This window comes from Amorphoplanes friuliensis DSM 7358 (assembly GCF_000494755.1).
Taxonomy (GTDB): Bacteria; Actinomycetota; Actinomycetes; order Mycobacteriales; family Micromonosporaceae; genus Actinoplanes; species Actinoplanes friuliensis.
In genome coordinates this window covers 7,997,910-8,019,714 of the sequence record NC_022657.1, presented here as the reverse complement: position 1 = coordinate 8,019,714, position 21,805 = coordinate 7,997,910, and the positions used below count along the sequence as shown (strand labels likewise).

The window sequence follows — 21,805 nt, the reverse complement described above, 5'->3', positions numbered from 1 at the left end:
CATTCGCTGGACGAACCGATCGACGCCGGGCGACGGTGAGCACATGCGAACGCCCGTGCTCATGGTCCTCGGCTCCTGCGCCTCCCTGCAGATCGGCGCCGCCCTGGCCGCCCACCTCTTCCCGGCCACGGGCAGCGCCGGCGCCACCCTGCTCCGCCTCGGCCTCGCCGCGATCGTTCTCCTCCTGATCGCCCGCCCGGCAGTCCGGGCATGGCGCCGCGACCAGTGGCGCGAGGTTGTCCTCCTGGGCGTCTCCCTCGCCGCGATGAACGGCTTCTTCTACGCGGCGATCGCCCGCATCCCCCTCGGCATCGCCGTCACGATCGAATTCCTCGGCCCCCTCACCCTGGCCGCGGTCCTCTCCCGCCGCGGCCGCGACTTCCTCTGGGTGGCCCTCGCCGCCCTCGGCGTCCTGGCCCTGGGCTGGACCGGCCCGGACGCCGCAGGCCTGGACCCGGTGGGTGTGCTCTACGTCCTGATCGCCGCGATCTTCTGGGCCCTCTACATCCTGGCCGGCACCCGAGCCGGCGCCGCGGTCCCGGGCCACGGCGGCCTCGCCGTAGCCATGACGGTCGCCGCCCTCCTGGTCCTCCCGGGCGGCCTGTCCGGCGCCGCGACGGCATTCACCTCGCCCTCGCTACTCCTCCTGGCGCTGGGCACCGGACTGCTCGCCTCGGTGATCCCTTACACACTGGAAATGGCGGCGCTGCGCCGGCTGCCGCAGGCGGTCTTCGGAATCCTGCTGAGCCTGGAACCGGCGGTGGCTGCACTGGCCGGGTGGCTGCTGCTCTCCCAACCCCTGTCTTTGACCACGGCGGCCGCGATCGCCGTTGTTGTCCTGGCCAGCATCGGCTCGACCCTCTCGGCCGCCCGCCGCCGCCCCACTCAACCCCTGCCACTCGAAGCCTCGGCCGGCCAACACCTTCCCGACGACGGATTGCCGATCCCATCGGCCCGATGACACCTCGCCAACCGGGCCGCCCACTCCGCGGATTCCGGTTCTGTGCGGTTTTCCCTCGCGGAAGACAGCAGGGGCTTGCGGGGTTGCCGGACAGCGACGCGGCGAGTCCCCGCGAGGCATCAGTGCAAGCCGGTGGGTGTGGTCAGACAGGTCGAGCCGCCGTTGCTCTTTCGGTCAGCCAGACGGACGCGCAGATCCCGGCCCGGGTCGGGCCCGGCCGGCTCAGAGCTTTCAGGACGTTGCCGGCCGGCGGTGAGCTGTGTCGATCAACAACTGCCTGGCGGGGGTGGTGGGTCGGGTGGGATGCTGGGCGGCGTGGCGGATGATGTGCAGGTCAGTGAGCGGTTGACCATTCCGGCCGCGGAGCTTGCCTGGCGCTTCTCCCGGTCGAGTGGGCCCGGCGGTCAGGGTGTGAACACCACCGACTCGCGGGTGGAGTTGTCGTGGGATCTGGCCGGGTCGGTGATGTTGCCGGCTTCGTTGCGGGAGCGGGCGATCGAGCGGCTCGGTAATCGCCTCGTCAACGGTGTGCTGACCGTGACCGCTTCCGAGCACCGCTCGCAGCTGCGTAACCGTGAGGCCGCAGCCGCCCGTCTGGCCGGGATCGTTGCCGGCGCCATTGCTGCGCCGCCGCGGGCGCGGCGGGCCACGCGGCCTTCGCGGGGTGCGGTCGAGCGTCGCATCGGTGAGAAGAAGCGCCGTGGGCAGATCAAGCGTGGCCGGCGCGGGGAGCTCGACTAGCGGTCAGCGGCGTACCCGGTAGTTCAGGTGGAGGACGCGGGTGCCCTGGATGACCACGTCGGGGTCTTCCAGCAGGTGCTGGGCGTCGACGGCGCCGAAGTAGCGTTTGCCGGACCCGAGGATGACGGGGGCGACGTCCATGCGGACCTCGTCGATCAGGCCCGCGGCCAGCGCCTGGCCGCCGACGTTGCCGGCGGCGACCTCGATCAGGCGGTCGCCCGCGAGTTGCTGTGCTTTGGTCACGGCTGCTTTCACGCCGTCGACGAAGTGGAACGGCGCCTCGGGGTCCCAGCCGTCGGGCGGCGGACGGTGTGTCACGACGACCACGTGGTCGATGCCGCTCGGGGGTTTTCCGTCCCAGCCGTCTGTCAGGTCGAAGACGTGGCGGCCGCAGATCGTCACCCCGATCCGGTCCCAGTACGACCGGGTGTGGTCGTAGGAGGCCTGTGACACCTTCAGCGCGCCGCTGTCGTCCAGGGGGACGTCGCCGCTGATCAGCCATTCGAACAGGGGTCCGGGCTGGTCGTTGGTGTCCGCGATGAAGCCGTCCGCCGATACCGAGCCGTACATCACTACTTTGCCCATGGCCCTCAGGGTAGGGATCGGCGCGCTGGTGTTCTTGTAAAAAATCAATCGGCGGGCAGTGGCCAGTCGTCCAGCACGTGGCCGGGATGGTCGCGCAGGAACCGCCGCCGTTCTTCGACGTAGCGGGTCGGGGTGAGCCCGGTGAAGGCGCGGAACTCGTGGCCGAAGTGGGCCTGGTCGAAGTAGCCGGCGCTGCTCGCCAGGCCGGCCCAGTCGACCGGTTCGGCGGGGTTGATCGAGAACACGGTGGCGGTGAAACGGTACGCCCGGGCCAGGCGTTTCGGTGTGACCCCGATGAGTTCCTTGTAGCGCCGGGCCAGGTGCGTGCTGCTGACACCGGCTGAGAACCGCAGGTCCTCGATGGCCGCCGCGCCGCTGGTCGCGGCGATGATGCGGCTCGTACCGCGGACCAGTCCCAGGCCGGTCGTGTCGCCCAGCCGGCGCATCAGCTCGTCCTCGAGCAGCGTCAGCATCTCGTGCGGGCTGTCGGCTGCAGCCAGCCGGTCTCGCAGCTCAGCGACGGCGGGCCGGCCCCAGACCTGCTCCACCGTCACCGGCCGGTCGCACAGCTCGGCGGCCGGCATCGGCAGGAACGGCGCCGGACCCCACGGCTTGAAGTGCACACCGACGGACCGCGTCCAAGGTGGGTAGCCGAACTCCAGTGCGCGGGTCGGCGTGGTGATTACGCAGCCGTCGGCGTACTCGGCCGTGGTGATGTCGGTGCCGGCGCGGATGCGGAACGGTGCCCCGAGGTTGACGATCAGGAACGCCGCCGGGCTGGCCGGGAGGGTCAGCCGGGCGTACGGGGACACACCCTCGAGGTAGTAGAGGTCGTCGATCAGCCCGTCGAGCGGCGGTCGCGGCGCCCGGGACACGTACTCCATGTCGGTCAGATGTTGTTGGGGGCTACGGCTTCGCGGTTCTCGGCGGCGAGGGCGGGGCCGAGGAGTTCGTCGCAGACGCGGATGAGGCGGCCGCGGAGGGCGGCGGCGCGGCGGGCGAACTCGCGCTGACGTGCGACGTACTCCGCTTTGCCCTCGGCTGTTTCGATCTTGACCGGAGCCTCGCCGTAGGAGGACAGGTCGTAGGGGCTGGCCTGCATGTCCAGGAGGCGGATGTCGCCGGCCAGGGCGAAGCAGTCGAGGGCGAGGGCGCCGGGGACCGCGGGACCGAGTTTGGTGGCCCACTTGTGGCAGTCCATGGCGGCGTGGAGGCAGCCGGGCTGGTCGAGGTCGACCTGGGTGGCCCGGGTGGGCTGGAGGCGGTTGAGCCCGACGGCTTCCGGGGTGAAGAACCGGAACGCGTCGAAGTGGGTGCAGCGGATCGGGTGCTGCTCGACGACCTTGTCGGTCTCGGCCTGGCCCAGGCGCAGGGGGAGGGAGTGGCGGGTTTCCGGCTGGCGGTAGACCATCGCCCACTCGTGGAGGCCGAAACAACCCGAGAACGCGGGACGGGACGCCGTTGCGGTCAGCAGGCCGTGGATGTAGCGCACGCTTTCGCCGCGGGCGTGCATGTAGGCCTCGATGTCGAGGGCGACCACGCCGTCGGGGTGGGTCTTGTACCACTTCCAGGCGGAGTGCTCGGCCAGGCCGCCCGGTGCCGCGGCGAGGCCGGTGCCGACGCCCGGGTGCCAGCGGCGGAGCTGGGCGGGGCGGGTGCCGTAGTAGTCGTAGAGGAAATCCTCTATGGCGTGCTTCTCGCCCTTGGCCTTGCGGGCACGGTGGCCGGCCGTCATCTCGTCGGCGCGGTCGGCGTGGGCGCGGGCCAGCGGGATCCAGCTGACCGAGGGCAGCACGGTGTTCAGCGCGTGGGTTTCGCTGATCCGCATCGCACCAGCGTATCCAGCAAGTCCACTCCTATCGACCCGTGGCGTCGTCTGTGGTGAGGAACGCCCGAACGAGGGTTTTGCGGTCGGCGGGCGGGTGCAGCATGAACCACGCGAATGCGGTGGAGACGGGCATGGGCAGGACACCGACGGGTGCGAAGCCGAGTCCGGCCAGGAAGGCGGCGGTCCGAGGCTCCGGGGTTTCAGTAGTTGGCATGCAAACGAATGTAGTACATCTACTACATCCTTGATAGTGTGCTCGTCATGGAGACATTGACGGGGGCACTCCAGGCCGGCGCTGAGGATGTGGCGGCGGAGGAGCGGGTGCTCGAGGTCCGCGACCTGCGGATGCGTTACGGCACCACCGACGTGCTCGACGGGGTGACCTTCTCGGCCCGGCGCGGCGAGGTGCTGGCCCTGCTCGGCCCCAACGGCGCCGGCAAGACCACGACCATCGAGATCCTCGAGGGGTTCCGGATGCGGTCGGCCGGTGACGTCCGGGTGCTCGGGGCCGACCCGGCGACCGGCGGCGAGCGCTGGCGGGCCCGCCTCGGTGTGGTGCTGCAGTCCTGGCGCGACCACGGCAAGTGGCGTGTGCGGGAGCTGCTGCACCACCTCGGCACCTATTACGCCGACTATTCGACACCGGGGATCCAGCGGCCGTGGCCGGTCGACGAGCTGATCGAGGTCGTGGGGCTGACCGGGCAGGCGGGCAAGCGCATCTCGCGGCTCTCCGGTGGCCAGCGGCGCCGGCTCGACGTCGCCATCGGCATCGTCGGGCGGCCCGAGCTGCTCTTCCTGGACGAGCCGACGGTCGGTTTCGACCCCGGCGCCCGGCGGGAGTTCCACGATCTGGTGCACCGGCTGACCGACGTGGACGACACCACGATCCTGCTCACCACCCACGACCTCGACGAGGCCGAGAAGCTGGCCGACCGCATCGTCATCCTGGCCGGCGGGCGGATCATCGCGGACGGTTCGGCCGACGAGCTGTCCCGGCGCGTCGCCGGCGAGGCCGAGATCCGCTGGACCCGCGACGGCTCCCGGTACGTGCACTCCGCCGCCGATGCCACGCGTTTCGTCCGCGAGTTGTTCCTGCAGTACGGCGACACCGTCGCCGATCTCGAAGTGCGCCGGGCCGGCCTGGAGGACACCTACATGACCATGGTTCGCGACGTCGAGGCCGGTCGCGGCAGTGCCGCGGCGGCAGCTTTCCGGGTGGTCCGATGAGCGCTTTCCGTACGGCCGTGCGCGCCGGCGCCGCCCGTGGCGTGATCGAGTTGCGGCAGACGTGCACCAACATCGCTGATCTGTGGACGTACCTGTTCCCGGCGGTGCTGCTGGTCGGGACCGTCTTTTTCATGCGTGACGCGACGGTGCCCGGCACGGACATCTCGCTCGGCGCCCGCACCCTGCCGAGCACGTTCGGAATGGGTCTGGCCTTCGCCGGTCTGGTCAGCACGGCCACGTTGCTGGTGACGGATCGCGAGGACGGCACACTGCTGCGGGCGAAGGCGACGCCGAACGGCATGTCCGCGTACCTGGTGGGAAAGATCGTGCTGGTCGGCGGGATGACGTTGATCGGGTTTGTGCTGCAGCTGGTGCCGAGCCTGTTCGTCGTCGAGGGTCTGCACGTCGACGCGACCGGCTGGCTGATCCTGATGGTGCTGGTGCCGCTCGGGTTCGTCGCCACCATGCCGCTGGGTGCGGTGATCGGCTCGTTGTTCGAGAGCCCCCGCAACATGGGCCTGGTCATGCTGCCGGTGATCGGCCTGGTCGCGATCTCCGGCATCTTCTATCCGATCAGCGCCATGCCGGGCTGGCTGCAGGGCGTTGCGCAGGTCTTCCCGGTCTACTGGCTAGGGTTGGGCATGCGTTCCGTGTTCCTGCCCGACGCGCTGACCGTCGCCGAGCTGGGTCATTCCTGGCGGACCCTGGAGACCTTCGGCGTTCTCGGGCTGTGGGCGGTGGCCGGCCTGGTGGTCGCGCCGATCGTCCTGCGCCGGATGTCGCGCCGCGAGTCGGGGTCGGCGGTCGCCGCCCGCCGCGAGAAGGCCATGCTGCGGACCGTATGAGGACAGCATGAGCAGTGAGATCACGTACAACCGCATCGCGATGCTGCGTGCCGAGCGCGGCATCTCGCGGCGTCAGCTGGCCGACGCCCTGGGTGTGCACTACCAGACCGTGGGTTATCTCGAACGCGGTGAGTTCAGCCCGTCACTGCATCTCGCCCTGCGCATCTGCGACTACTTCGAGGTGCCCGTCGAGGTGGTCTTCTCGCTGAGCCCGTTCCCGCGGCTGGGCGCCGAGCCGGCACCGCGCAGCGCGTAGCCTCGTTCCTGCGTGTTCGTCGCTCAATGGATGGGGTTTGCCGTGCGTTTCGCTCGTTTTGTTCATGCCGGTGGTGTGTCCTTCGGTGTTGTCGAGGGTGAGTCGGGTGCCGGCACCCAGGGCCTGACGATCGCCGAGATCGGCAGTCTCCCCTTCGAGCAGGTGCGCTTCACCGGTCAGCGCTGGGCCCTGGCCGACGTCCGGCTGCTCGCGCCGATCTTCTCCAGCAAGGTGATCGGCATCGGGCGCAACTACGCCGACCACGCCGCCGAGCTCGGCAACGAGGTGCCGAAGGAGCCGCTGCTCTTCATCAAGCCGTCCACCTCGGTGATCGGCCCCAACGACGCGATCCGGATCCCGCCGCAGTCCAAGCAGGTCGAGCACGAGGCCGAGCTGGCCGTGGTGATCGGTGCGACCGGCGCCCGGCGGGTGGACCGGGCCGGCGCCGAGAAGGCCATCTTCGGGTACACCGTCGGCAACGACGTGACCGCGCGTGACCTGCAGCGCAGCGACCCGCAGTGGACCCGGGCCAAGGGCTTCGACTCGTTCTGCCCGATCGGCCCGTGGATCGAGACCACCCTCGACGTCAGCGACCTCGAGGTGCGCTGCGAGGTCGGCAAGAACCCCGACGCGATGGAGGTGCGCCAGCTCGGCCGGACCAAGGACATGGTCTTCGACGTCCCGACGCTGGTCTCCTACGTGTCGCACGTCATGACCCTGCTGCCCGGCGACATCATCCTGACCGGCACACCGGCCGGGGTGAGCCAGATCTTCGCGGGCGAGACCGTGTCCGTGAGCGTTCAGGGCATCGGCGAGCTGCGCAACCCGGTCGTGTCGCTCGACTGAGCCTCGATGCCGTCGAGCAGCAGGCGCAGGCCGTAGGCGAACGCGTCCACGGCCTGCTGGTCCGGCCCGCGGTCGAAACCGCCGGCGTTCCACAGCTCGGTCATCGCCGGGTGCTGCTCGACGTCGAACCAGTCCTCCCAGAGCTGACCGCGTTCGCTCCACCAGGCGTCGTTGGACTGGCCGTCGGTCCGGCGCAGCTGGGCGTTCTCGCCCTCCTGCCGGGCCGCGGCCGTCACGAACATCGTGATGGTCACGGCGGCCGTGTTGCGCCGCTCCACGGGTACGCCGCCCAGCGTGGACAGCACGTACTCACTCTCACGCAGCATGCCGGGGCCGAGCGGCGGCCGTACGCGGGAGACCTCGGTCAGCCACGGGTGCTCGCGGTACATCGTGATCGTGCGGTCCGCGTACAGCTGGATCTGCTCGCGCCACCCGGAGGGACGCGCGTCGCCGGGGCCGGGGAGCCGCCGCCCCGCGAGCACCTCGTCGACCATCAGCTCGACGAGGTAGGCGCGTGACGGCACGTACGTGTAGAGCGTCATCGTCGCGACCTCGAGCCGTGCGGCCACGCGGGCCATCGAGGCGGCTTCGAGCCCCTCGGCGTCGGCGATGGCCAGGCCCGCCACCACCACCGCGTCCACGGTGAGCCGCGGTGGCCGGCCGGTCCGGCCCTTCGCCGGGCTCCGGTGCCGCCACAGCAGGGGCAGGATCCGGTCCGGATCGGTACCGCTGAACTCCGTCATCTCGTATACCCTACGAGAAGAGTTTCCGTAGACCCTACGAGAACTGGGAGTTCGCCATGAAGATCCTCGTGACCGGCGCGACCGGTGGAGTGGGCCGGCTGGTCGTGGACGAGTTGCTGGCCGCCGGCGCCACCGACATCCGCGCGCTGACCGTCAATCCCGCCAAGGCCGGGCTCCCGGACGGCGTCGAGGTCGTCCGGGGCTTCCTGGGCCGCCCCGAGACCCTGCCCGCCGCCCTCGCCGGCGTCGATCGGATGTATCTCGCCCCGTTGATCGAGACCAACGCGCGGACGTGCCGGCTGGCGGCCGAGGCCGGTGTGCGGCGGATCGTCGACATGGCCGGGGCCAAGGGTGACCACTGGCAGGCGATCGAGGACGGTGTCGAGGAGTGCGGGGTGCCGTTCGTGCACCTCGAGCCGGGTGAGTTCATGACCAACTCGGGGATCTGGTCGGCCCAGATCGCGGCCGGCGACGTCGTCCGCGACGGTTACGGCTCGGCCGCCAACGCACCGATCGCCGTGGAGGACATCGCCACGGTCGCGGCCCGCTGCCTGCTCGAGGACGGTCACGAGGGCCACTCGTACGAGCTGACGGGCCCGGAGTCACTGACCCGGCGCGAGCGGGTGGACCGGATCGGCGCCGCCCTGGGCCGGGAGCTGACCTACGTCGACCTGCCCCACGAGGAGCTCGTCGAGCAGCTCTCCGAGGCGATGGGGGAGTACGCCCGCTGGTACGCGGACGGTCTGGCCCAGCTCGCCGAACATCCCCAGGTCGCGCTGCCCACGGTGGCCGAGCTGACCGGCCACCCGGCGACGACCTTCGCTGCGTGGGCCCGGGCCAACACCGCCATGTTCGAGTAATTGGTAACCCGGTTTGTTCGCCACCAGGGGCTCGGGTAGAGTTTCCACTCGGTACGGCACGCCGCACCAAATGGGGTATGGGGTAATTGGCAGCCCGACTGGTTCTGGTCCAGTTAGTCTAGGTTCGAGTCCTGGTACCCCAGCGCTACCGGCCCGCGAGGGACGGTGGTGCTGGAGCTTCTGATAGAGTTCCGCACCGTTGCTCCCGCCAAGGAGCAGGCAGCAACAGGTAAGGCAGCACAGAAGTTCAGCGTGTTCTGGCCCCGTCGTCTAGCGGCCTAGGACGCCGCCCTCTCAAGGCGGTAGCGAGGGTTCGAATCCCTTCGGGGCTACAAGCAGCAAGCGGTTCGTGTCGAGAGACACGGGCCGCTTTTGCTTTTGCGGCAGACTGATCCGAGTGACGGACATCAACGTGCGACGGATCAACTTCGGCTACTTCATCCGCCCGGCCTCCGAGACCGGCACCGGTGTGCCCCGGGTCGAGCCGTGCCTGGGCTATCTGGTCGAGCATCCGGACGGTCTGCTGCTGGTCGACACCGGCATGGGCGGCGATCCCGACGTCGACGCGCATTACCGCCCGCACCGCATCGCTCTGCCGGACGCTCTGGCGGTGGCGGGCGCACAGCCCGATGACATCCGGCACGTCGTCAACTGCCATCTGCACTTCGACCACAGCGGCGGAAACCCTTCGCTGCCCGGCCGGCCGATCTACACGCAGCGGCTCGAGCTGGACATCGCCCGCACCGTCGAGGACCACACGTTGCCGTGGCTCATCGACTCACCGGGCGCGGTCTACGTCGAGTTGGACGGTGAGGCCGAGATCCTGCCCGGCGTGACGATCGTGCCGACGCCCGGGCACACCGTGGGGCATCAGTCCCTCGTGGTCCGGCGCGGCGACGGCACCGTGATCGTGGCGGGGCAGAGCCACGACCACGCGGTCGGCTTCACCGGCGACGTGCTGGCCCGGCGCGCCGAGCAGGACGGCGCGCAGGAGCCTCTGCCGTTTGCTCCGGCCTGGATGGAACGACTGCTGAGCTTCGACCCGGCGCGCGTCGTCTTCGCCCACGACAACGCCGTGTGGACTCCCTAGAGGCCGCTGAGGCGTTGGCCCGCGCGGACCACGGCCATCGCGTGCCGCTCGCCGGGGCGGCGTCCGAGGCGTTCGATCGGACCGCTTATCGAGATGGAGGCGATCACTCGTCCCGTGCGGTCGCGGATCGGCGCCGAGACGCTGGCCACACCGGGCTCGCGTTCGGCGACGCTCTGGGCCCAGCCCCGCCGGCGCACCTCGGCCAGGGTGCGGCCGGTGAACTTGCAGCGCGGCAGCAACGGCATCACGGCCTCCGGCGGCTCCCACGCGAGCAGGATCTGCGCCGCGGATCCGGCAACCATCGGCAGCACCGAACCGACCGGAACGGTGTCACGCAGACCGCTGGCCCGTTCCGCCGCGGCCACGCAGATCCGTTCATCCGCGCGACGCAGGTAAAGTTGGGCGCTCTCGCCGGTGGCGTCCCGCAGTGCGGACAGCAGCGGCTCGGCGGCGGTCAGCAACACGTCCGGCGCCGCGTTCGCCAGCTCGCCCAGACGGGGTCCGGGACGCCAGCGGCCCTGGGTGTCGCGGACCAGCATCCGGTGGATCTCCAAGGCCTGGGCCAGCCGATGTGCTGTCGCCCGCGGCAGCTTCGTCCGGTCGACCAATTCGGCCAGGCTCGCGCCGTCGACACAGGCCGCGAGGATGACCACCGCCTTGTCGAGAACGCCGACTCCGCTCATACTGTGTCCCACAAGCCGAAACATACCTCCCAGAATTTAGGATGTCCAGATGGTGGGAGCCACTCCGAAGCCGAGGACCTTGGCCGAAAAGGTCTGGGACGACCACGTGGTGCGTGCTGCCGAGGGTGAGCCTGATCTGCTCTACATCGACCTGCACCTGCTGCACGAGGTGACCAGCCCGCAGGCCTTCGACGGCCTGCGCCTGGCGGGCCGCAAGGTCCGGCGCACCGATCTCACGCTCGCGACCGAGGACCACAACACCCCGACCGGGTACGCCGACCCCGCGTTCAACACGCGCCGCGGCGACCTGATGACGATCCTCGACACCGTGTCGCGTACGCAGATCGAGACCCTGCGCAAGAACTGTGCCGAGTTCGGCGTGCAGATCCGCTCGCTCGGCAACGTGGACCAGGGCATCGTGCACGTGATCGGCCCCCAGCTCGGTCTCACCCAGCCCGGCACGACGATCGTCTGCGGCGACTCGCACACGGCGACCCACGGCGCGTTCGGCGCGCTGGCGTTCGGCATCGGCACCAGCGAGGTCGAGCACGTGCTCGCGACCCAGACGCTGCCGCAGGCCAAGCCGAAGACGATGGCGGTCGTGGTCTCCGGGGAGCTGCAGCCCGGCGTCTCCGCCAAGGACCTGATCCTGGCGCTGATCACCCAGACCGGCACCGGTGGCGGCAACGGCCACATCGTGGAGTACCGCGGCGAGGCCATCCGCAAGCTCTCCATGGAGGGCCGGATGACCATCTGCAACATGTCGATCGAGTGGGGCGCCAAGGCCGGCATGATCGCGCCGGACGAGACCACCTTCGCGTACCTCGAGGGCCGCGAGCACGCGCCCAAGGGTGCCGACTGGGACGCGGCCGTCGCCTACTGGAAGACACTTCCGTCCGACGAGGGCGCCGAGTACGACACCGAGATCCACATCGACGCCTCGACGGTCAGCCCGTTCGTCACCTGGGGCACCAACCCGGGTCAGGGCGCACCGCTGGACAGCGCGGTGCCGGATCCCGAGGAGTTCGTCGAGGAGTCCGACCGCAACGCCGCCCGCCGCGCCCTGGAATACATGGGCCTCGAGGCCGGTACGCCCCTCAAGGACGTCGCGGTCGACGTGGTGTTCGTGGGCTCCTGCACCAACGGGCGCCTGGAGGACCTCCGTGCCGCGGCCGACGTGCTGCGGGGCCACCAGGTGCACGCCGACGTCCGCATGATGATCGTCCCCGGGTCCTACCAGGTCCGCGAGGCCGCCGAGGCCGAAGGTCTGGACAAGGTCTTCACCGAGGCGGGCGCCGAGTGGCGGTTCGCCGGCTGCTCCATGTGCCTGGGCATGAACCCGGACACGCTGGACCCCGGACAGCGCGCCGCCTCCACCTCCAACCGCAATTTCGAGGGCCGGCAGGGCCGTGGTGGGCGTACCCACCTGGTCTCGCCGCAGGTCGCCGCCGCCACCGCCGTGGCCGGCAAGCTGGCCGCCCCGGCAGACCTCTGAGCAGGAGCAGGAGCCATGGACAAGTTCACCACCCACGCCGGCAAGGTCATGCCGCTGCGCCGCTCCGATGTGGACACGGACCAGATCATCCCGGCGGTCTACCTCAAGCGCGTGACCCGCACCGGATTCGAGGACGGGCTCTTCAGCGCCTGGCGCGACGACGCCTCGTTCGTGCTCAACAACCCCGCGCACACCGGCGCGACGATCCTGGTCGCCGGCCCCAACTTCGGTACGGGTTCCTCGCGTCAGCACGCCGTCTGGGCCCTGCGCGACTGGGGTTTCAAGGTTGTCATCGCGGCCCGCTTCGGTGACATCTTCCGCGGCAATGCCCTCAAGGAGGGACTGCTGCCGGTCCAGCTCGACCAGAAAGCCGTCGAGGCGCTCTGGGACATGGCCGACAGCGAGCCCGACAAGCAGATCACGGTCGACCTGGGCGAGCGTCAGGTGCGCGTGGACGACGCCGTCTGGACCTTCCCCATCGACGATTTCAGTCGCTGGCGCCTCATGGAGGGTCTCGACGACATCGGACTGACCCTGCGCCACGAGGAGATGATTACCACGTACGAGAAGGGTCGCCCGGCTTTCAAACCGGTGGTCGTCTGACGCGAATTCCCTTGTCCTCGCTGGCTTTTACGCCCTCACCGGGTCCCCGGTGAGGGCGTAATCGTTGCGACACAAGGGTTTTTTTTTATGCAGATGTTTGTGTCTGCTGGTCAGAGGGCATACGGTGCGCGCAGAATGGCTCGCATTGGGCCAGTTCTCACGTTCGGGAGGAAACAGTGAACAAGGCAGAGCTCGTCGAGGCGCTCGCCGCCCGACTGGGGGACCGGAAGACGGCGACAGCAGCGCTCGATGCGGTCATCAGCGAGGTGCAGAACGCCGTAACCAAGGGCGATCGCGTTGCCATTACCGGTTTCGGAGTCTTCGAGAAGCGGGCGCGCAATGCGCGTACCGCGCGCAATCCGCGCACCGGTGAACCGGTGAAGGTGAAGAAGACGTCCGTCCCCGCATTCAAACCCGGAACCGGTTTCCGGGAGATGGTCGCGAGCGGCAAGGTGGCCAAGGCCACGACTGCAAAGAAGACCACGGCAGCAGTGAAGTCCACTGCCACCAAGGCCACCGCCACGAAGGCCACCGCCACCAAGACGGCGGCGGCCAAGACCACTGCGGCAAAGGCTGCTCCGGCCAAGTCGACCGCCACCAAGACGGCGGCTAAGGCCACGGCGACCAAGGCTGCTCCGGCCAAGACTGCCGCCACCAAGACGGCGGCGGCCAAGACCACGGCTTCCAAGGCGACCACGGCGAAGGCCACGCCCGCGAAGAAGACCGCCACCAAGTCGACGGCTGCCAAGTCGACTGCCACCAAGGCTGCTCCGGCCAAGTCGACCGCCACGAAGACGGCGGCGGCCAAGACCCTGGCGACCAAGACGGCTCCGGCCAAGACCGCCACCAAGACGGCGGCGGCGAAGACCCTGGCCAGCAAGACCACGACGGCCAAGGCCACGCCGGCCAAGAAGGCCGCCACCAAGTCGACGGCTGCCAAGTCGACTGCCACCAAGGCCGCGCCGGCCAAGAAGACGACCGCCAGCAAGACCACGGCGGCCGCCAAGTCGACTCCGGCGAGCAAGGCCACGACCGCGCGTACGACTGCGGCCCGCAAGACCCGCTGATCACATCGGGCCGTCAGGCCCGCTCAGCGCGACGCTGAGAAACGAAGGGCGTCCACCCGTACGGTGGACGCCCTTCGCGTGTTCCGGCGCCACCGCGGCCGCTGAGCCTACGGTCCGCATCATGGACCGCAGAACCGCCGCACCCCGCGGCCTCGTCGGCCGGTCGGTGATCGCGGCGGCCGTCTTCGCCGGTGCCGTCGTGCCCGGCTGGACCCTCGGCGACCTGGCCGAGCACTGGACCGGCCAGGGACTGCTGGACTGGGCCGTCACCTGTGGCTGGTCCGGACTGGCGGTCTTCGTGCTGGCACCGTACGGCTCGTACCGCCGCCGCGACGCCGTGCTGGGCCTCGTCCCGCTCTACGGCTGGTACCTCGCCTGTGTGCTGTCCTGGCGGGTCGCGGCCCTGCCCCTGCGCGACTGGGAGCCCCGCGAGGACGAGATGTGGCGGGCGCGCTGGCTCACCGGCGACCTGATCGGCCTGTGGCGTGCGGATCCGCCGGACCGCCGCGAGGCAGCCACCACCGCACGGTGAAACCTAGATGCGGCTCAGGCCGAGGAGGCGCTCGCCGGACCAGGTGAGGATCCAGCCGGTGCCCTTCGGCGTCTTGTAGGGCTCCGGATCGGGTGCGTCCTCGAGCAGGGCGAGCATGCCGGGAATGACCTTGCCCTGGCTGCTGGCCACGGCACGGTCACCGTCGCGCAGCTCCAGCAGACGGGCCGCTCCCACCTTGACCTTGGCCGGCACCTCGTCGGTGTCGACGGGCTCCGCAAAGGCGGAATCGGTGACGATGGGCAGGCCCACCCGGGCCGACAGTGGCTCGAGGGTCTGCTTGCACCGCAACGGGGTCGCGGCGAAGAGCCGTCGCGGGTTGATCAGGGAGACCACCAGCCCGAGCGTCTCGGCCTCACCGCGGCCCTTCTCGTCGATCGGGCGCAGGTTGTCGTTGCCGTCGAACTCGCTGCGTTTGCCCGCGTGCGCGTGCCGGACCAGCGCCGTCACCGCGGTCACCGGCGGCAGGGCGGCGACGTGCTCGACCAGGCGGCGATCGTCGGGATAGGTCAGGCGGGCGATCGCGTCCACGGGTGACAGGAACTCCACGGCGTCGACCTCGGTCGGGTCGACCGGCGGGACGCCGGGGCCGTCCTCCGCACGCATCAGCCAGAAGTCGACGGTCTTCGGCACACCGTTCGGCATCGTGTACGCGACCTCGGGCAGCCGAAGCTGAGGCTCGCCACGCAGGCCTGTCTCCTCCAGCACCTCCCGCGCCGCCGCGGCCAGGGGATGCTCGCCACCGTCGAGCTTGCCCTTGGGGAGGCTCCAGTCGCCGAGGTACGGCCGGTGGACCACGCAGATCTCGATCGAGTCGCCGGCGGGTCGCCAGAGGACGCCTCCGGCGGCCCGGACGGGTTCCTGCACCAAAGTCAGACCGCCTTGCCGATGATCCGGCGCAACAGCGCCTCCTGCAGATGGACGTGCGGGTCCGACGGTGTCGACGCGCGGCGGTGCCACGTGCCGTCGGGGGAGAGGTCCCAGCCCTCGCTCTCGTCGCGCATCGACAGATCGAGCACGTTGCGCAGATCCTCCTGAGCGGACGGCAGGGTGACGCGGACCAGGGCCTCGACGCGGCGGTCCAGGTTGCGGTGCATCAGGTCCGCCGACCCGATCCAGTATTCCGCGTCGTCACCCACGCCGAAGCGGAACACCCGCGAGTGTTCGAGGAAACGGCCGACGATCGACCGGACCCGGATGTTGTCCGACAGGCCGGGCACGCCGGGCCGCAGCGCGCACATGCCCCGGATGACCAGGTCGACCTTCACACCGTCCTGCGAGGCGCGGTAGAGCGCGTCGCAGGTCTCCTCGTCGACGAGGGAGTTCACCTTGAACTGCACCAGGGCTTCGCCACCGGCACGCGCGATCCGGGCCTGCTCCTCGATCCGCTCGATGAGACCGGCGCGGACACCGTGCGGCGCCACCAGCAGCCGCCGGAACGCGGTCTGCCGGCTGTACCCGGTGAGCACGTTGAACAGGTCGGTGACGTCCGCACCCACCTCGGGGTCGGCCGTCAGCATGCCGAAGTCCTCGTACAGCCGGGCCGTCTTGGGGTGGTAGTTGCCCGTACCGATGTGGCAGTAGCGCCGGATCTGGTTGCCCTCCTGCCGGACCACCAGGGAGGTCTTGCAGTGGGTCTTGAGACCGACCAAGCCGTAGACGACGTGGCAGCCGGCGCGTTCCAGCGTGCGGGCCCAGGCGATGTTGGCCACCTCGTCGAAGCGGGCCTTCACCTCGACCAGCACCACGACCTGCTTGCCGGCGGCGGCCGCGTCGACGAGTGCATCGACTATCGGCGAGTCACCGCTGGTGCGGTAGAGCGTCTGCTTGATGGCCAGGACGTTCGGGTCCGCGGCGGCCTGCTCGATGAAGCGCTGCACGCTGGTCGAGAACGAGTGGTACGGGTGGTGGACGAGGATGTCGCACTCGCGCAGGCGGTTGAAGACGCTGCGCGGCACCTCCCCGTCGGCCAGCTGCGGGTGGGTCGCCGGCACGAACGGGCGGTCCTTGAGGTCGTCGCGGTCGCACTCGCCGAACACCTGCCAGAGCGCCGACAGGTCCAGCAGGCCCGGCACCCGCAGGACGTCCTGGCTGTCCATCTCCAGCTCGCGGGAGAGCAGGTCGAGGACGTGGTCGCTGATCGACGCGGCCACCTCGAGGCGGACCGGCGGGCCGAACTTGCGCTGGGCGAGCTCGCGTTCGAGGGCCTGCAGCAGGTCCTCGTCGCGGTCCTCGTCGACCTCGAGCTCGGCGTTGCGGGTGACCCGGAACAGGTGCCACTCGAGGATCTGCATCCCGGAGAAGAGCTGGTCCAGGTGCGCCGCGATGAGCTCCTCGACCGGCAGGAACCGCGCGCCACGGCTGTCGTTCTGCACCGTCACGAACCGCGGGACGTTGTTGGGCACCTTGATGCGGGCGAACAGTTCGGTGCTGCTGCCGGCCGGGTCGCGCAGAGCGACAGCCAGGTTGAGCGACCGGCTCGAGATGTACGGGAACGGGTGCGCGGGGTCGACGGCGAGCGGGGTCAGCACCGGGAAGACCTGCTCGCGGAAGAACGAGCGCAGCCGCTCGCGTTCGGGTGCGTCCAGCTCGGCCCAGCTGACCAGCTCGATGCCCTCGGCGGACAGCTTCGGCCGGACCTCCTCGCCGAAGCAGGCGGCGTGACGGGTGACCAGATCCGCGGCCCGTTCGGTGATCATCTCGAGCTGGTTGCGCAGCGAGGAGCGGTCGCCACCCCGCATCGGCAGACCGGCCTTGAGCCGGCGCTTGAGACCCGCGACACGCACCATGTAGAACTCGTCGAGGTTGCTGGCGAAGATGGCCAGGAACTTCGCCCGCTCCAGCAGCGGGGTCTCGGGGTCCTCGGCCAGGGCCAGCACGCGGGCGTTGAAGTCGAGCCAGGACAGCTCCCGGTTGAGGAAGCGGTCCTCGGGGAGTTCGCTGTTGTCGGGAACTGCTGGGGCAGGGGTGGTCACGGCGGGCTCCGTCGGCTCGGTGGCGGTCGGCTCGGCTGCGCTCTCGGTGCTGGTGGTCCCCGCCTCGGCGGGCTGCTCCCCCCGGGGGAGGAACCGCCCGTCGGTGCCGCGGCGGCGAGCCGCGAGGGGCACGGTCGTGTCGGGTGTCCGGGGCGGGGTGGTCACCACCCCATCATTGCCCGTCGGAGGTGAACGGGAAATGAACAAGGCTCACTTGATTCCAGGAAGTTGGACCTTGATCACATTGCCGTCCGGTCCGGACTCGATGGAGAGGCGCTGCCCGAGTCGCAGCAGGCGCAGCCCGGAAGCCTGGAACGCCTCCGCCGGGAAGGCGAGCTCACTGCCGTCGTCGAGCAGCAGGGTGCCGCTGCGGGACTGTGGATCGAAGGTCGCGACGGTGCCCTGCATGACAGGAACGCTACCGGTGCGGACCCGCCGGGACACCGCCGGAGCCACAATCGGCCACCAGCCCGAGATCACGCAGCAGCCCGCAGGTGTGCTCGCCGGCACCGAGCGCGAGGACCGTGCGCAGGTCGGCGGCGGTGTCGACGTCGTGCCGGAGGCCGGGCCAGGAGCCGGTCAGCGTGCGGGCCAGTGACGCGGAATGCGCCGCCGCGGAGCCTTCGCCGAAGTGCGGATCCAGCGGCTGGCCGGCGTCCGCGGTGAGCAGGACGGTGCCGGTGCCGGCCGCGTCGGCGACAAAACTACGTCCCGGGCCGGCCGCCTCCAGCGCCTCACCGAGCTCGTCGGGGCGCAGGGCGGGCAGGTCCCCGGCGAGCACCGCGCGGCGGCGCGACAGCCCGGCGACCAGATCGGCACCGAAACGCATGGCGGCGTTGAGGCCGGCGCCGGGGCGGTCGGGCACGGCCCGGGCGCCCAGCGCGGCAACGGCGGCCGAGGCGGCCGGATCGTCGGTGACGACCAGCACCTCGCTCACCCGCGCACACAAAACGACCGCGGTGACGGTGTCGCGCACCATCGCCAGGGCCAGCTCCTCGTGCCGGGCATCGAGCACGGCTCCGCGCAGCCGGCTCTTGGCCGCGCTGAGACGCTTGACGGGAATGACCGCCGTCCAGTCCGCTCCTGACACGGCGTCAATCCTGCCACCCGCCCGCGGGCCGGGCCCCGCCCTGGCTACGAGGACCGCGAGCAGGCATGATTTCGTCCCAGGGGCACGGGGATGGCAGCGCGGGGGCCTGCCGAGGTCAAGCAGGGGAGGCACCGTGGCGCGGCGCAAGCTCGGGTTCTGGCGGCGGTTGGCGGTGCTGCTCGTGCTGCCCGCGCTGCGGGTCTGGACGAAGCGCACGTGGAGCGGCATGGAGAACCTCCCGGCCGGCGGCGGTTTCATCATCACGCCGAACCACATGTCGCAGTTCGATCCGCTGCTGGTCGCGCACTTCGTCTACGACTCCGGCCGCTGGCCGCGGTTCCTGGCCAAGGCCAGCATCTGGAAGGTGCCGTTCGTCGGCTTCATGCTCCGCAAGACCCAGCAGATCCCGGTCGAACGCGGCAGTGTGGAGGCGGTGAAGTCCCTCGAGTCCCTCATCGAAGCCCTGCAGCAGGGTGGTGTGGTGGTGATCTACCCCGAGGGCACCACGACCCGCGAGCCCGGCCTGTGGCCGATGCGGGGCAAGACCGGCGCGGCCCGGCTGGCGCTGGTCACCGGCGCTCCCGTGGTGCCGATGGCGACCTGGGGAGCCCAGCAGGTGCACGACGTGCGTACCGGGAAGATCTCGCTGGGGCGCCGGATCCCGGTGAGCGTGACCGCCGGCAAACCGGTCGACCTGAACCGCTGGCTCGGCCAGGCGCCGGGGCGGGCGGTCCTGGAGCAGATGACCGAGGCCATCCAGCTCGCCACCCGGGACCTGCTCGCCGAGTTGCGGGACGAGCCACCACCACCGCTCTATCCGGTGTCCCGCCGGCCCGCCGGCTCGTCGGAGCCGTCCGCATGAGCCGGGCCGCAGTGCTCGGTGCGGGCGCCTGGGGCACGGCGTTCGCGAAGATCCTGGCCGAGGCCGGCTCCGACGTGGCGCTGTGGGCCCGCCGCGAGTCCGTGGCCGCGGCGATCCGGGCCGAGGGTGTCAACGAGACCGCGCTGCCCGGCATCAAGCTGCCCGAGCGGATCAGCGCCACCAGTGACCTCGCCGCCGCCCTCGACGGCGCCGGCCTGGTCTTCCTCGCCGTGCCGTCGCAGACGTTGCGCGGCAACCTCGCCGACTGGGCCGCCCACCTGCCCGACGGCTCGACGCTCATCTCGCTGATGAAGGGCATCGAGCTCGGCACCACCAAGCGGATGAGCCAGGTCATCGTCGAGACGGCCGGTGTCGACCCGGACCGGGTCGTGGTCGTCTCCGGGCCCAACCTGGCCCCGGAGATCGCCGCCGAGCAGCCGGCCGCGACCGTGGTCGCCGGCACCGATCCGGTACGCGCACAGCAGGTCCAGCAGGCGATCGCGCTGCCGTACATCCGGCCCTACACCAGCGACGACGTCATCGGCTGCGAGCTGGGCGGCGCGGTCAAGAACGTCATCGCTCTCGCGTACGGCATGGCGTCGGCGATGGGGATGGGTGACAACACCAAGGCTTCACTGATCACCCGCGGGCTGGCGGAGACGGCGCGGCTCGGGGTGGCGCTCGGCGCCGACCCGATGACCTTCGCCGGGCTGGCCGGGCTCGGTGACCTGGTTGCGACCTGCTCGTCGCCGCTGTCGCGCAACCGCACCTTCGGTGAGCACCTCGGTCGCGGCGAGTCGCTGGAGGAAGCCCAGCGTGCGGCCAGGCAGACTGCCGAGGGAGTCAAGAGCTGCCTGGCGATCCGCGACCTGGCCCGGGCGCACGGTGTCGAGATGCCGATCACCGAGCAGGTCGAGCGGGTCTGCCACGAGGGCGTCGACCCGCGGGTCGCCGTCAAACTACTGATGGGCCGGGAGATGAAGCCGGAATGACGTACGAGGGAGACGGCACCCGGGTCGTGCACGCGGGACTGCCGGATCCGGTGCCGGGGGATCCGTTCCTGCCCGGCCCGGTGTTCGCGGCGCCCTATCACCTCGATCCGGTCGAGGGTCCCGGTGTCAACGGCTACGGCCGGCCGGACAACCCCACCCGGCGTGCGCTGGAGGGTGCGATCGGCTCGCTCGAGGGCGGTGCCGTGCTGGCCTTCGCGAGCGGGCAGGCGGCCATCACCGCGATGCTGCTCTCCACGCTGCGCACCGGCGACACCGTGGCGCTGCCGTCGGACGGCTATTTCACCGTGCGCGCGTTCGCCCAGGGCACGCTGCGCGACCTCGGTGTGAAGACGGTGCTGGTGCCGACGGCCGGTCCCTACCCGTCGTTCGAGGGCGTCCGGCTCGTGCTGCTGGAGACGCCCGCCAATCCGGGCCTGGACGTCTGTGACATCCGGGCGGTCGCGGCGGCGGCGCACGAGGCCGGGGCGCTGGTCGCGGTCGACAACACCACGCCGACACCGCTCGGGCAGCGGCCGCTGGAGCTGGGCGCCGACCTGGTCGTCGCGTCGGGCACCAAGGCGCTGACCGGGCACTCCGATGTGCTGCTCGGGTACGTCGCCACCAACAACGAGGACCTGCTGGCCAAGGTCACCACCTGGCGGGCGCAGACGGGCGGGGTGCCGGGGGCGTTCGACTCCTGGCTGGCCCACCGGTCGCTGGCCACGCTGGACCTGCGGCTGGCCCGGCAGAGCGAGAACGCCGCGGTGCTGGCCGAGCTGCTGGCCGCCCGTCCGGACGTGCAGCACGTGCGTTTCCCGGGCCTGGCCAACGATCCCTCGTACGCCGTGGCCTCGGCGCAGATGCGGCGCATCCCCGGCATCATCTCGTTCGACCTGGGCAGCGCCGAGCGGGTGGCCCGGTTCCTGGCCGCCTCCGAGCTGGTCTTCGCGGCGACGTCGTTCGGCGGCCTGCACACCACCGCCGACCGCCGGGCGCAGTGGGGCGACGACACCACACCGGGCTTCGTGCGGCTGTCCTGCGGCATCGAGGACGCCACCGATCTGGTGGCCGACCTGACAGCCGCGCTCGACGAGGCATGAGCACCGTGTCCTGGAGCAGCTTCACCGGTGACCAGGTGGCGGCGCTCGCGCAGGGCGAGAGTTTCCTCGCCGCTCCCGGTGAACGTGACTGTCCCGCCTGCGGGTCCCACAGCGTTCGTGCCTATGTGAACGCTCCGGAGAACGCCCGCCGGCCGACACTGGTCAGTTACGTCTGGTGCAGGTCGTGCCACAGGTTCGTCGGCACGCGGGCCAAGCATCCGGAGGGTCTGGTCTTCTCGGATCCGCTGGCCCTGCTCTCCGCGGCCGAGCGCCGTGAGCTGGAGCGCAGCCTCGTCGGCTTCCTCGCGCACCTCGACGAGCTCTGGGAGTCCGGCGCACTGCCGCAGACCTTCACGGCCGCCTGACCCCAATTCCCTGTTGCCTCGTGGCCGTACTGGCTCTATGG

26 protein-coding genes and 2 tRNA genes are annotated in these 21,805 nt (G+C 70.4%); 18 read left to right on the top strand and 10 right to left on the bottom strand.

Annotated features, from left to right (window positions below):
- Nucleotides 1-43: 43 nt before the first annotated feature.
- Together AFR_RS36945 and arfB are read left to right on the top strand one after the other, a co-directional pair.
- The gene (locus AFR_RS36945) at nt 44-961 is read left to right on the top strand and encodes an EamA family transporter (RefSeq protein WP_052359554.1); all 918 of its coding nucleotides are present in this window, start codon (nt 44-46) and stop codon (nt 959-961) included.
- 303 nt (nt 962-1,264) lie between these two features.
- Nucleotides 1,265-1,702: an alternative ribosome rescue aminoacyl-tRNA hydrolase ArfB gene (gene arfB, locus AFR_RS36940; RefSeq protein ID WP_023561943.1), complete on the top strand. Its 438-nt coding sequence runs from the start codon at nt 1,265-1,267 to the stop codon at nt 1,700-1,702.
- 3 nt (nt 1,703-1,705) lie between these two features.
- Here the strand turns inward: arfB and AFR_RS36935 are convergent, their stop codons facing one another.
- From AFR_RS36935 to AFR_RS46495, 4 genes are read right to left on the bottom strand one after another with little or no spacing between them, the layout of a single operon-like run.
- Nucleotides 1,706-2,287 (bottom strand): dihydrofolate reductase family protein, encoded by a 582-nt coding sequence (locus AFR_RS36935; RefSeq protein WP_023561942.1) that lies wholly within the window; start codon nt 2,285-2,287, stop codon nt 1,706-1,708.
- A 44-nt stretch (nt 2,288-2,331) separates the two neighbouring features.
- Complete coding sequence (locus tag AFR_RS36930; RefSeq protein ID WP_023561941.1) at nt 2,332-3,171, bottom strand: helix-turn-helix domain-containing protein; 840 nt, start codon at nt 3,169-3,171, stop codon at nt 2,332-2,334.
- Between the two features lie 5 nt (nt 3,172-3,176).
- Nucleotides 3,177-4,115 (bottom strand): hypothetical protein, encoded by a 939-nt coding sequence (locus AFR_RS36925; RefSeq protein ID WP_023561940.1) that lies wholly within the window; start codon nt 4,113-4,115, stop codon nt 3,177-3,179.
- A 28-nt stretch (nt 4,116-4,143) separates the two neighbouring features.
- Nucleotides 4,144-4,329, bottom strand: coding sequence for a hypothetical protein (locus AFR_RS46495; RefSeq protein ID WP_148308184.1), 186 nt, complete (start codon nt 4,327-4,329; stop codon nt 4,144-4,146).
- Between the two features lie 47 nt (nt 4,330-4,376).
- On the opposite strand from AFR_RS46495, the gene AFR_RS36920 reads away from it, so the two are divergent.
- Genes AFR_RS36920 through AFR_RS36905 form a run of 4 tightly spaced genes read left to right on the top strand, consistent with a single transcriptional unit; the run spans nt 4,377 to nt 7,289 of the window.
- Nucleotides 4,377-5,342 carry an ABC transporter ATP-binding protein gene (locus AFR_RS36920; RefSeq protein ID WP_052359891.1) on the top strand — a complete coding sequence of 322 codons (966 nt, stop codon included), beginning with the start codon at nt 4,377-4,379 and terminating at the stop codon, nt 5,340-5,342.
- Nucleotides 5,339-6,187 carry an ABC transporter permease gene (locus AFR_RS36915; RefSeq protein WP_041841414.1) on the top strand — a complete coding sequence of 283 codons (849 nt, stop codon included), beginning with the start codon at nt 5,339-5,341 and terminating at the stop codon, nt 6,185-6,187. Before AFR_RS36920 ends, AFR_RS36915 begins: the two co-directional genes overlap by 4 nt.
- 7 nt (nt 6,188-6,194) lie before the next feature.
- On the top strand, nt 6,195-6,443 hold the full coding sequence (locus AFR_RS36910; RefSeq protein WP_023561937.1) for a helix-turn-helix transcriptional regulator: 249 nt from the start codon (nt 6,195-6,197) through the stop codon (nt 6,441-6,443).
- A gap of 42 nt (nt 6,444-6,485) precedes the next feature.
- Nucleotides 6,486-7,289 (top strand): fumarylacetoacetate hydrolase family protein, encoded by an 804-nt coding sequence (locus AFR_RS36905; RefSeq protein ID WP_023561936.1) that lies wholly within the window; start codon nt 6,486-6,488, stop codon nt 7,287-7,289.
- Here the strand turns inward: AFR_RS36905 and AFR_RS36900 are convergent.
- On the bottom strand, nt 7,244-8,032 hold the full coding sequence (locus AFR_RS36900) for a TetR/AcrR family transcriptional regulator (protein ID WP_023561935.1): 789 nt from the start codon (nt 8,030-8,032) through the stop codon (nt 7,244-7,246). The two genes, AFR_RS36905 and AFR_RS36900, sit on opposite strands and share 46 nt — an antisense overlap.
- A 56-nt stretch (nt 8,033-8,088) precedes the next feature.
- Here AFR_RS36900 and AFR_RS36895 point away from each other — a divergent pair, with 56 nt between their 5' ends.
- The 4 genes from AFR_RS36895 to AFR_RS36880 all read left to right on the top strand — a co-directional run bounded on the left by AFR_RS36895 (nt 8,089) and on the right by AFR_RS36880 (nt 9,982).
- Nucleotides 8,089-8,892 carry an SDR family oxidoreductase gene (locus AFR_RS36895; RefSeq protein WP_023561934.1) on the top strand — a complete coding sequence of 268 codons (804 nt, stop codon included), beginning with the start codon at nt 8,089-8,091 and terminating at the stop codon, nt 8,890-8,892.
- 71 nt (nt 8,893-8,963) lie between these two features.
- A tRNA-Gln gene (locus AFR_RS36890) sits at nt 8,964-9,035 on the top strand.
- A gap of 116 nt (nt 9,036-9,151) precedes the next feature.
- Nucleotides 9,152-9,224, top strand: a tRNA-Glu gene (locus tag AFR_RS36885).
- Between the two features lie 65 nt (nt 9,225-9,289).
- Complete coding sequence (locus AFR_RS36880; protein WP_023561933.1) at nt 9,290-9,982, top strand: N-acyl homoserine lactonase family protein; 693 nt, start codon at nt 9,290-9,292, stop codon at nt 9,980-9,982.
- Here the strand turns inward: AFR_RS36880 and AFR_RS36875 are convergent.
- Nucleotides 9,979-10,665, bottom strand: coding sequence for an IclR family transcriptional regulator (locus tag AFR_RS36875; RefSeq protein ID WP_023561932.1), 687 nt, complete (start codon nt 10,663-10,665; stop codon nt 9,979-9,981). The two genes, AFR_RS36880 and AFR_RS36875, sit on opposite strands and share 4 nt — an antisense overlap.
- 49 nt (nt 10,666-10,714) lie before the next feature.
- Between AFR_RS36875 and leuC the strand changes: the two genes are divergently transcribed.
- From leuC to AFR_RS36855, 4 genes are all read left to right on the top strand, one after another.
- Nucleotides 10,715-12,160, top strand: coding sequence for a 3-isopropylmalate dehydratase large subunit (gene leuC / locus AFR_RS36870; protein WP_023561931.1), 1,446 nt, complete (start codon nt 10,715-10,717; stop codon nt 12,158-12,160).
- Between the two features lie 15 nt (nt 12,161-12,175).
- Nucleotides 12,176-12,763, top strand: a complete 588-nt coding sequence (leuD, locus tag AFR_RS36865; protein ID WP_023561930.1) for a 3-isopropylmalate dehydratase small subunit — start codon at nt 12,176-12,178, stop codon at nt 12,761-12,763.
- Between the two features lie 176 nt (nt 12,764-12,939).
- Nucleotides 12,940-13,830 carry an HU family DNA-binding protein gene (locus tag AFR_RS36860; RefSeq protein ID WP_023561929.1) on the top strand — a complete coding sequence of 297 codons (891 nt, stop codon included), beginning with the start codon at nt 12,940-12,942 and terminating at the stop codon, nt 13,828-13,830.
- A 121-nt stretch (nt 13,831-13,951) separates the two neighbouring features.
- Complete coding sequence (locus AFR_RS36855) at nt 13,952-14,362, top strand: hypothetical protein (protein ID WP_023561928.1); 411 nt, start codon at nt 13,952-13,954, stop codon at nt 14,360-14,362.
- Nucleotides 14,363-14,365: 3 nt separating this feature from the next.
- Here AFR_RS36855 and AFR_RS36850 read toward each other — a convergent pair whose 3' ends face one another.
- The 4 genes from AFR_RS36850 to cofC are packed head-to-tail and all read right to left on the bottom strand — an operon-like array spanning nt 14,366 to nt 18,445.
- Nucleotides 14,366-15,247, bottom strand: a complete 882-nt coding sequence (locus tag AFR_RS36850; protein ID WP_052359890.1) for an NUDIX hydrolase — start codon at nt 15,245-15,247, stop codon at nt 14,366-14,368.
- A gap of 5 nt (nt 15,248-15,252) precedes the next feature.
- Nucleotides 15,253-17,520, bottom strand: a complete 2,268-nt coding sequence (locus AFR_RS36845; protein ID WP_041843217.1) for an RNA degradosome polyphosphate kinase — start codon at nt 17,518-17,520, stop codon at nt 15,253-15,255.
- Between the two features lie 45 nt (nt 17,521-17,565).
- Nucleotides 17,566-17,763, bottom strand: a complete 198-nt coding sequence (locus AFR_RS36840) for a hypothetical protein (RefSeq protein ID WP_023561925.1) — start codon at nt 17,761-17,763, stop codon at nt 17,566-17,568.
- Nucleotides 17,764-17,773: 10 nt separating this feature from the next.
- Nucleotides 17,774-18,445, bottom strand: a complete 672-nt coding sequence (cofC, locus tag AFR_RS36835) for a 2-phospho-L-lactate guanylyltransferase (protein WP_023561924.1) — start codon at nt 18,443-18,445, stop codon at nt 17,774-17,776.
- Between the two features lie 133 nt (nt 18,446-18,578).
- Here cofC and AFR_RS36830 point away from each other — a divergent pair, with 133 nt between their 5' ends.
- From AFR_RS36830 to AFR_RS36815, 4 genes are read left to right on the top strand one after another with little or no spacing between them, the layout of a single operon-like run.
- Nucleotides 18,579-19,307, top strand: a complete 729-nt coding sequence (locus tag AFR_RS36830) for a lysophospholipid acyltransferase family protein (protein WP_023561923.1) — start codon at nt 18,579-18,581, stop codon at nt 19,305-19,307.
- The gene (locus tag AFR_RS36825; protein WP_041841413.1) at nt 19,304-20,299 is read left to right on the top strand and encodes an NAD(P)H-dependent glycerol-3-phosphate dehydrogenase; all 996 of its coding nucleotides are present in this window, start codon (nt 19,304-19,306) and stop codon (nt 20,297-20,299) included. The genes AFR_RS36830 and AFR_RS36825 overlap by 4 nt, the downstream gene beginning before the upstream one ends.
- Nucleotides 20,296-21,399: a cystathionine gamma-lyase gene (locus AFR_RS36820; RefSeq protein ID WP_023561921.1), complete on the top strand. Its 1,104-nt coding sequence runs from the start codon at nt 20,296-20,298 to the stop codon at nt 21,397-21,399. The genes AFR_RS36825 and AFR_RS36820 overlap by 4 nt, the downstream gene beginning before the upstream one ends.
- Nucleotides 21,396-21,764: a hypothetical protein gene (locus tag AFR_RS36815; protein WP_023561920.1), complete on the top strand. Its 369-nt coding sequence runs from the start codon at nt 21,396-21,398 to the stop codon at nt 21,762-21,764. Before AFR_RS36820 ends, AFR_RS36815 begins: the two co-directional genes overlap by 4 nt.
- Nucleotides 21,765-21,805: the final 41 nt, after the last annotated feature.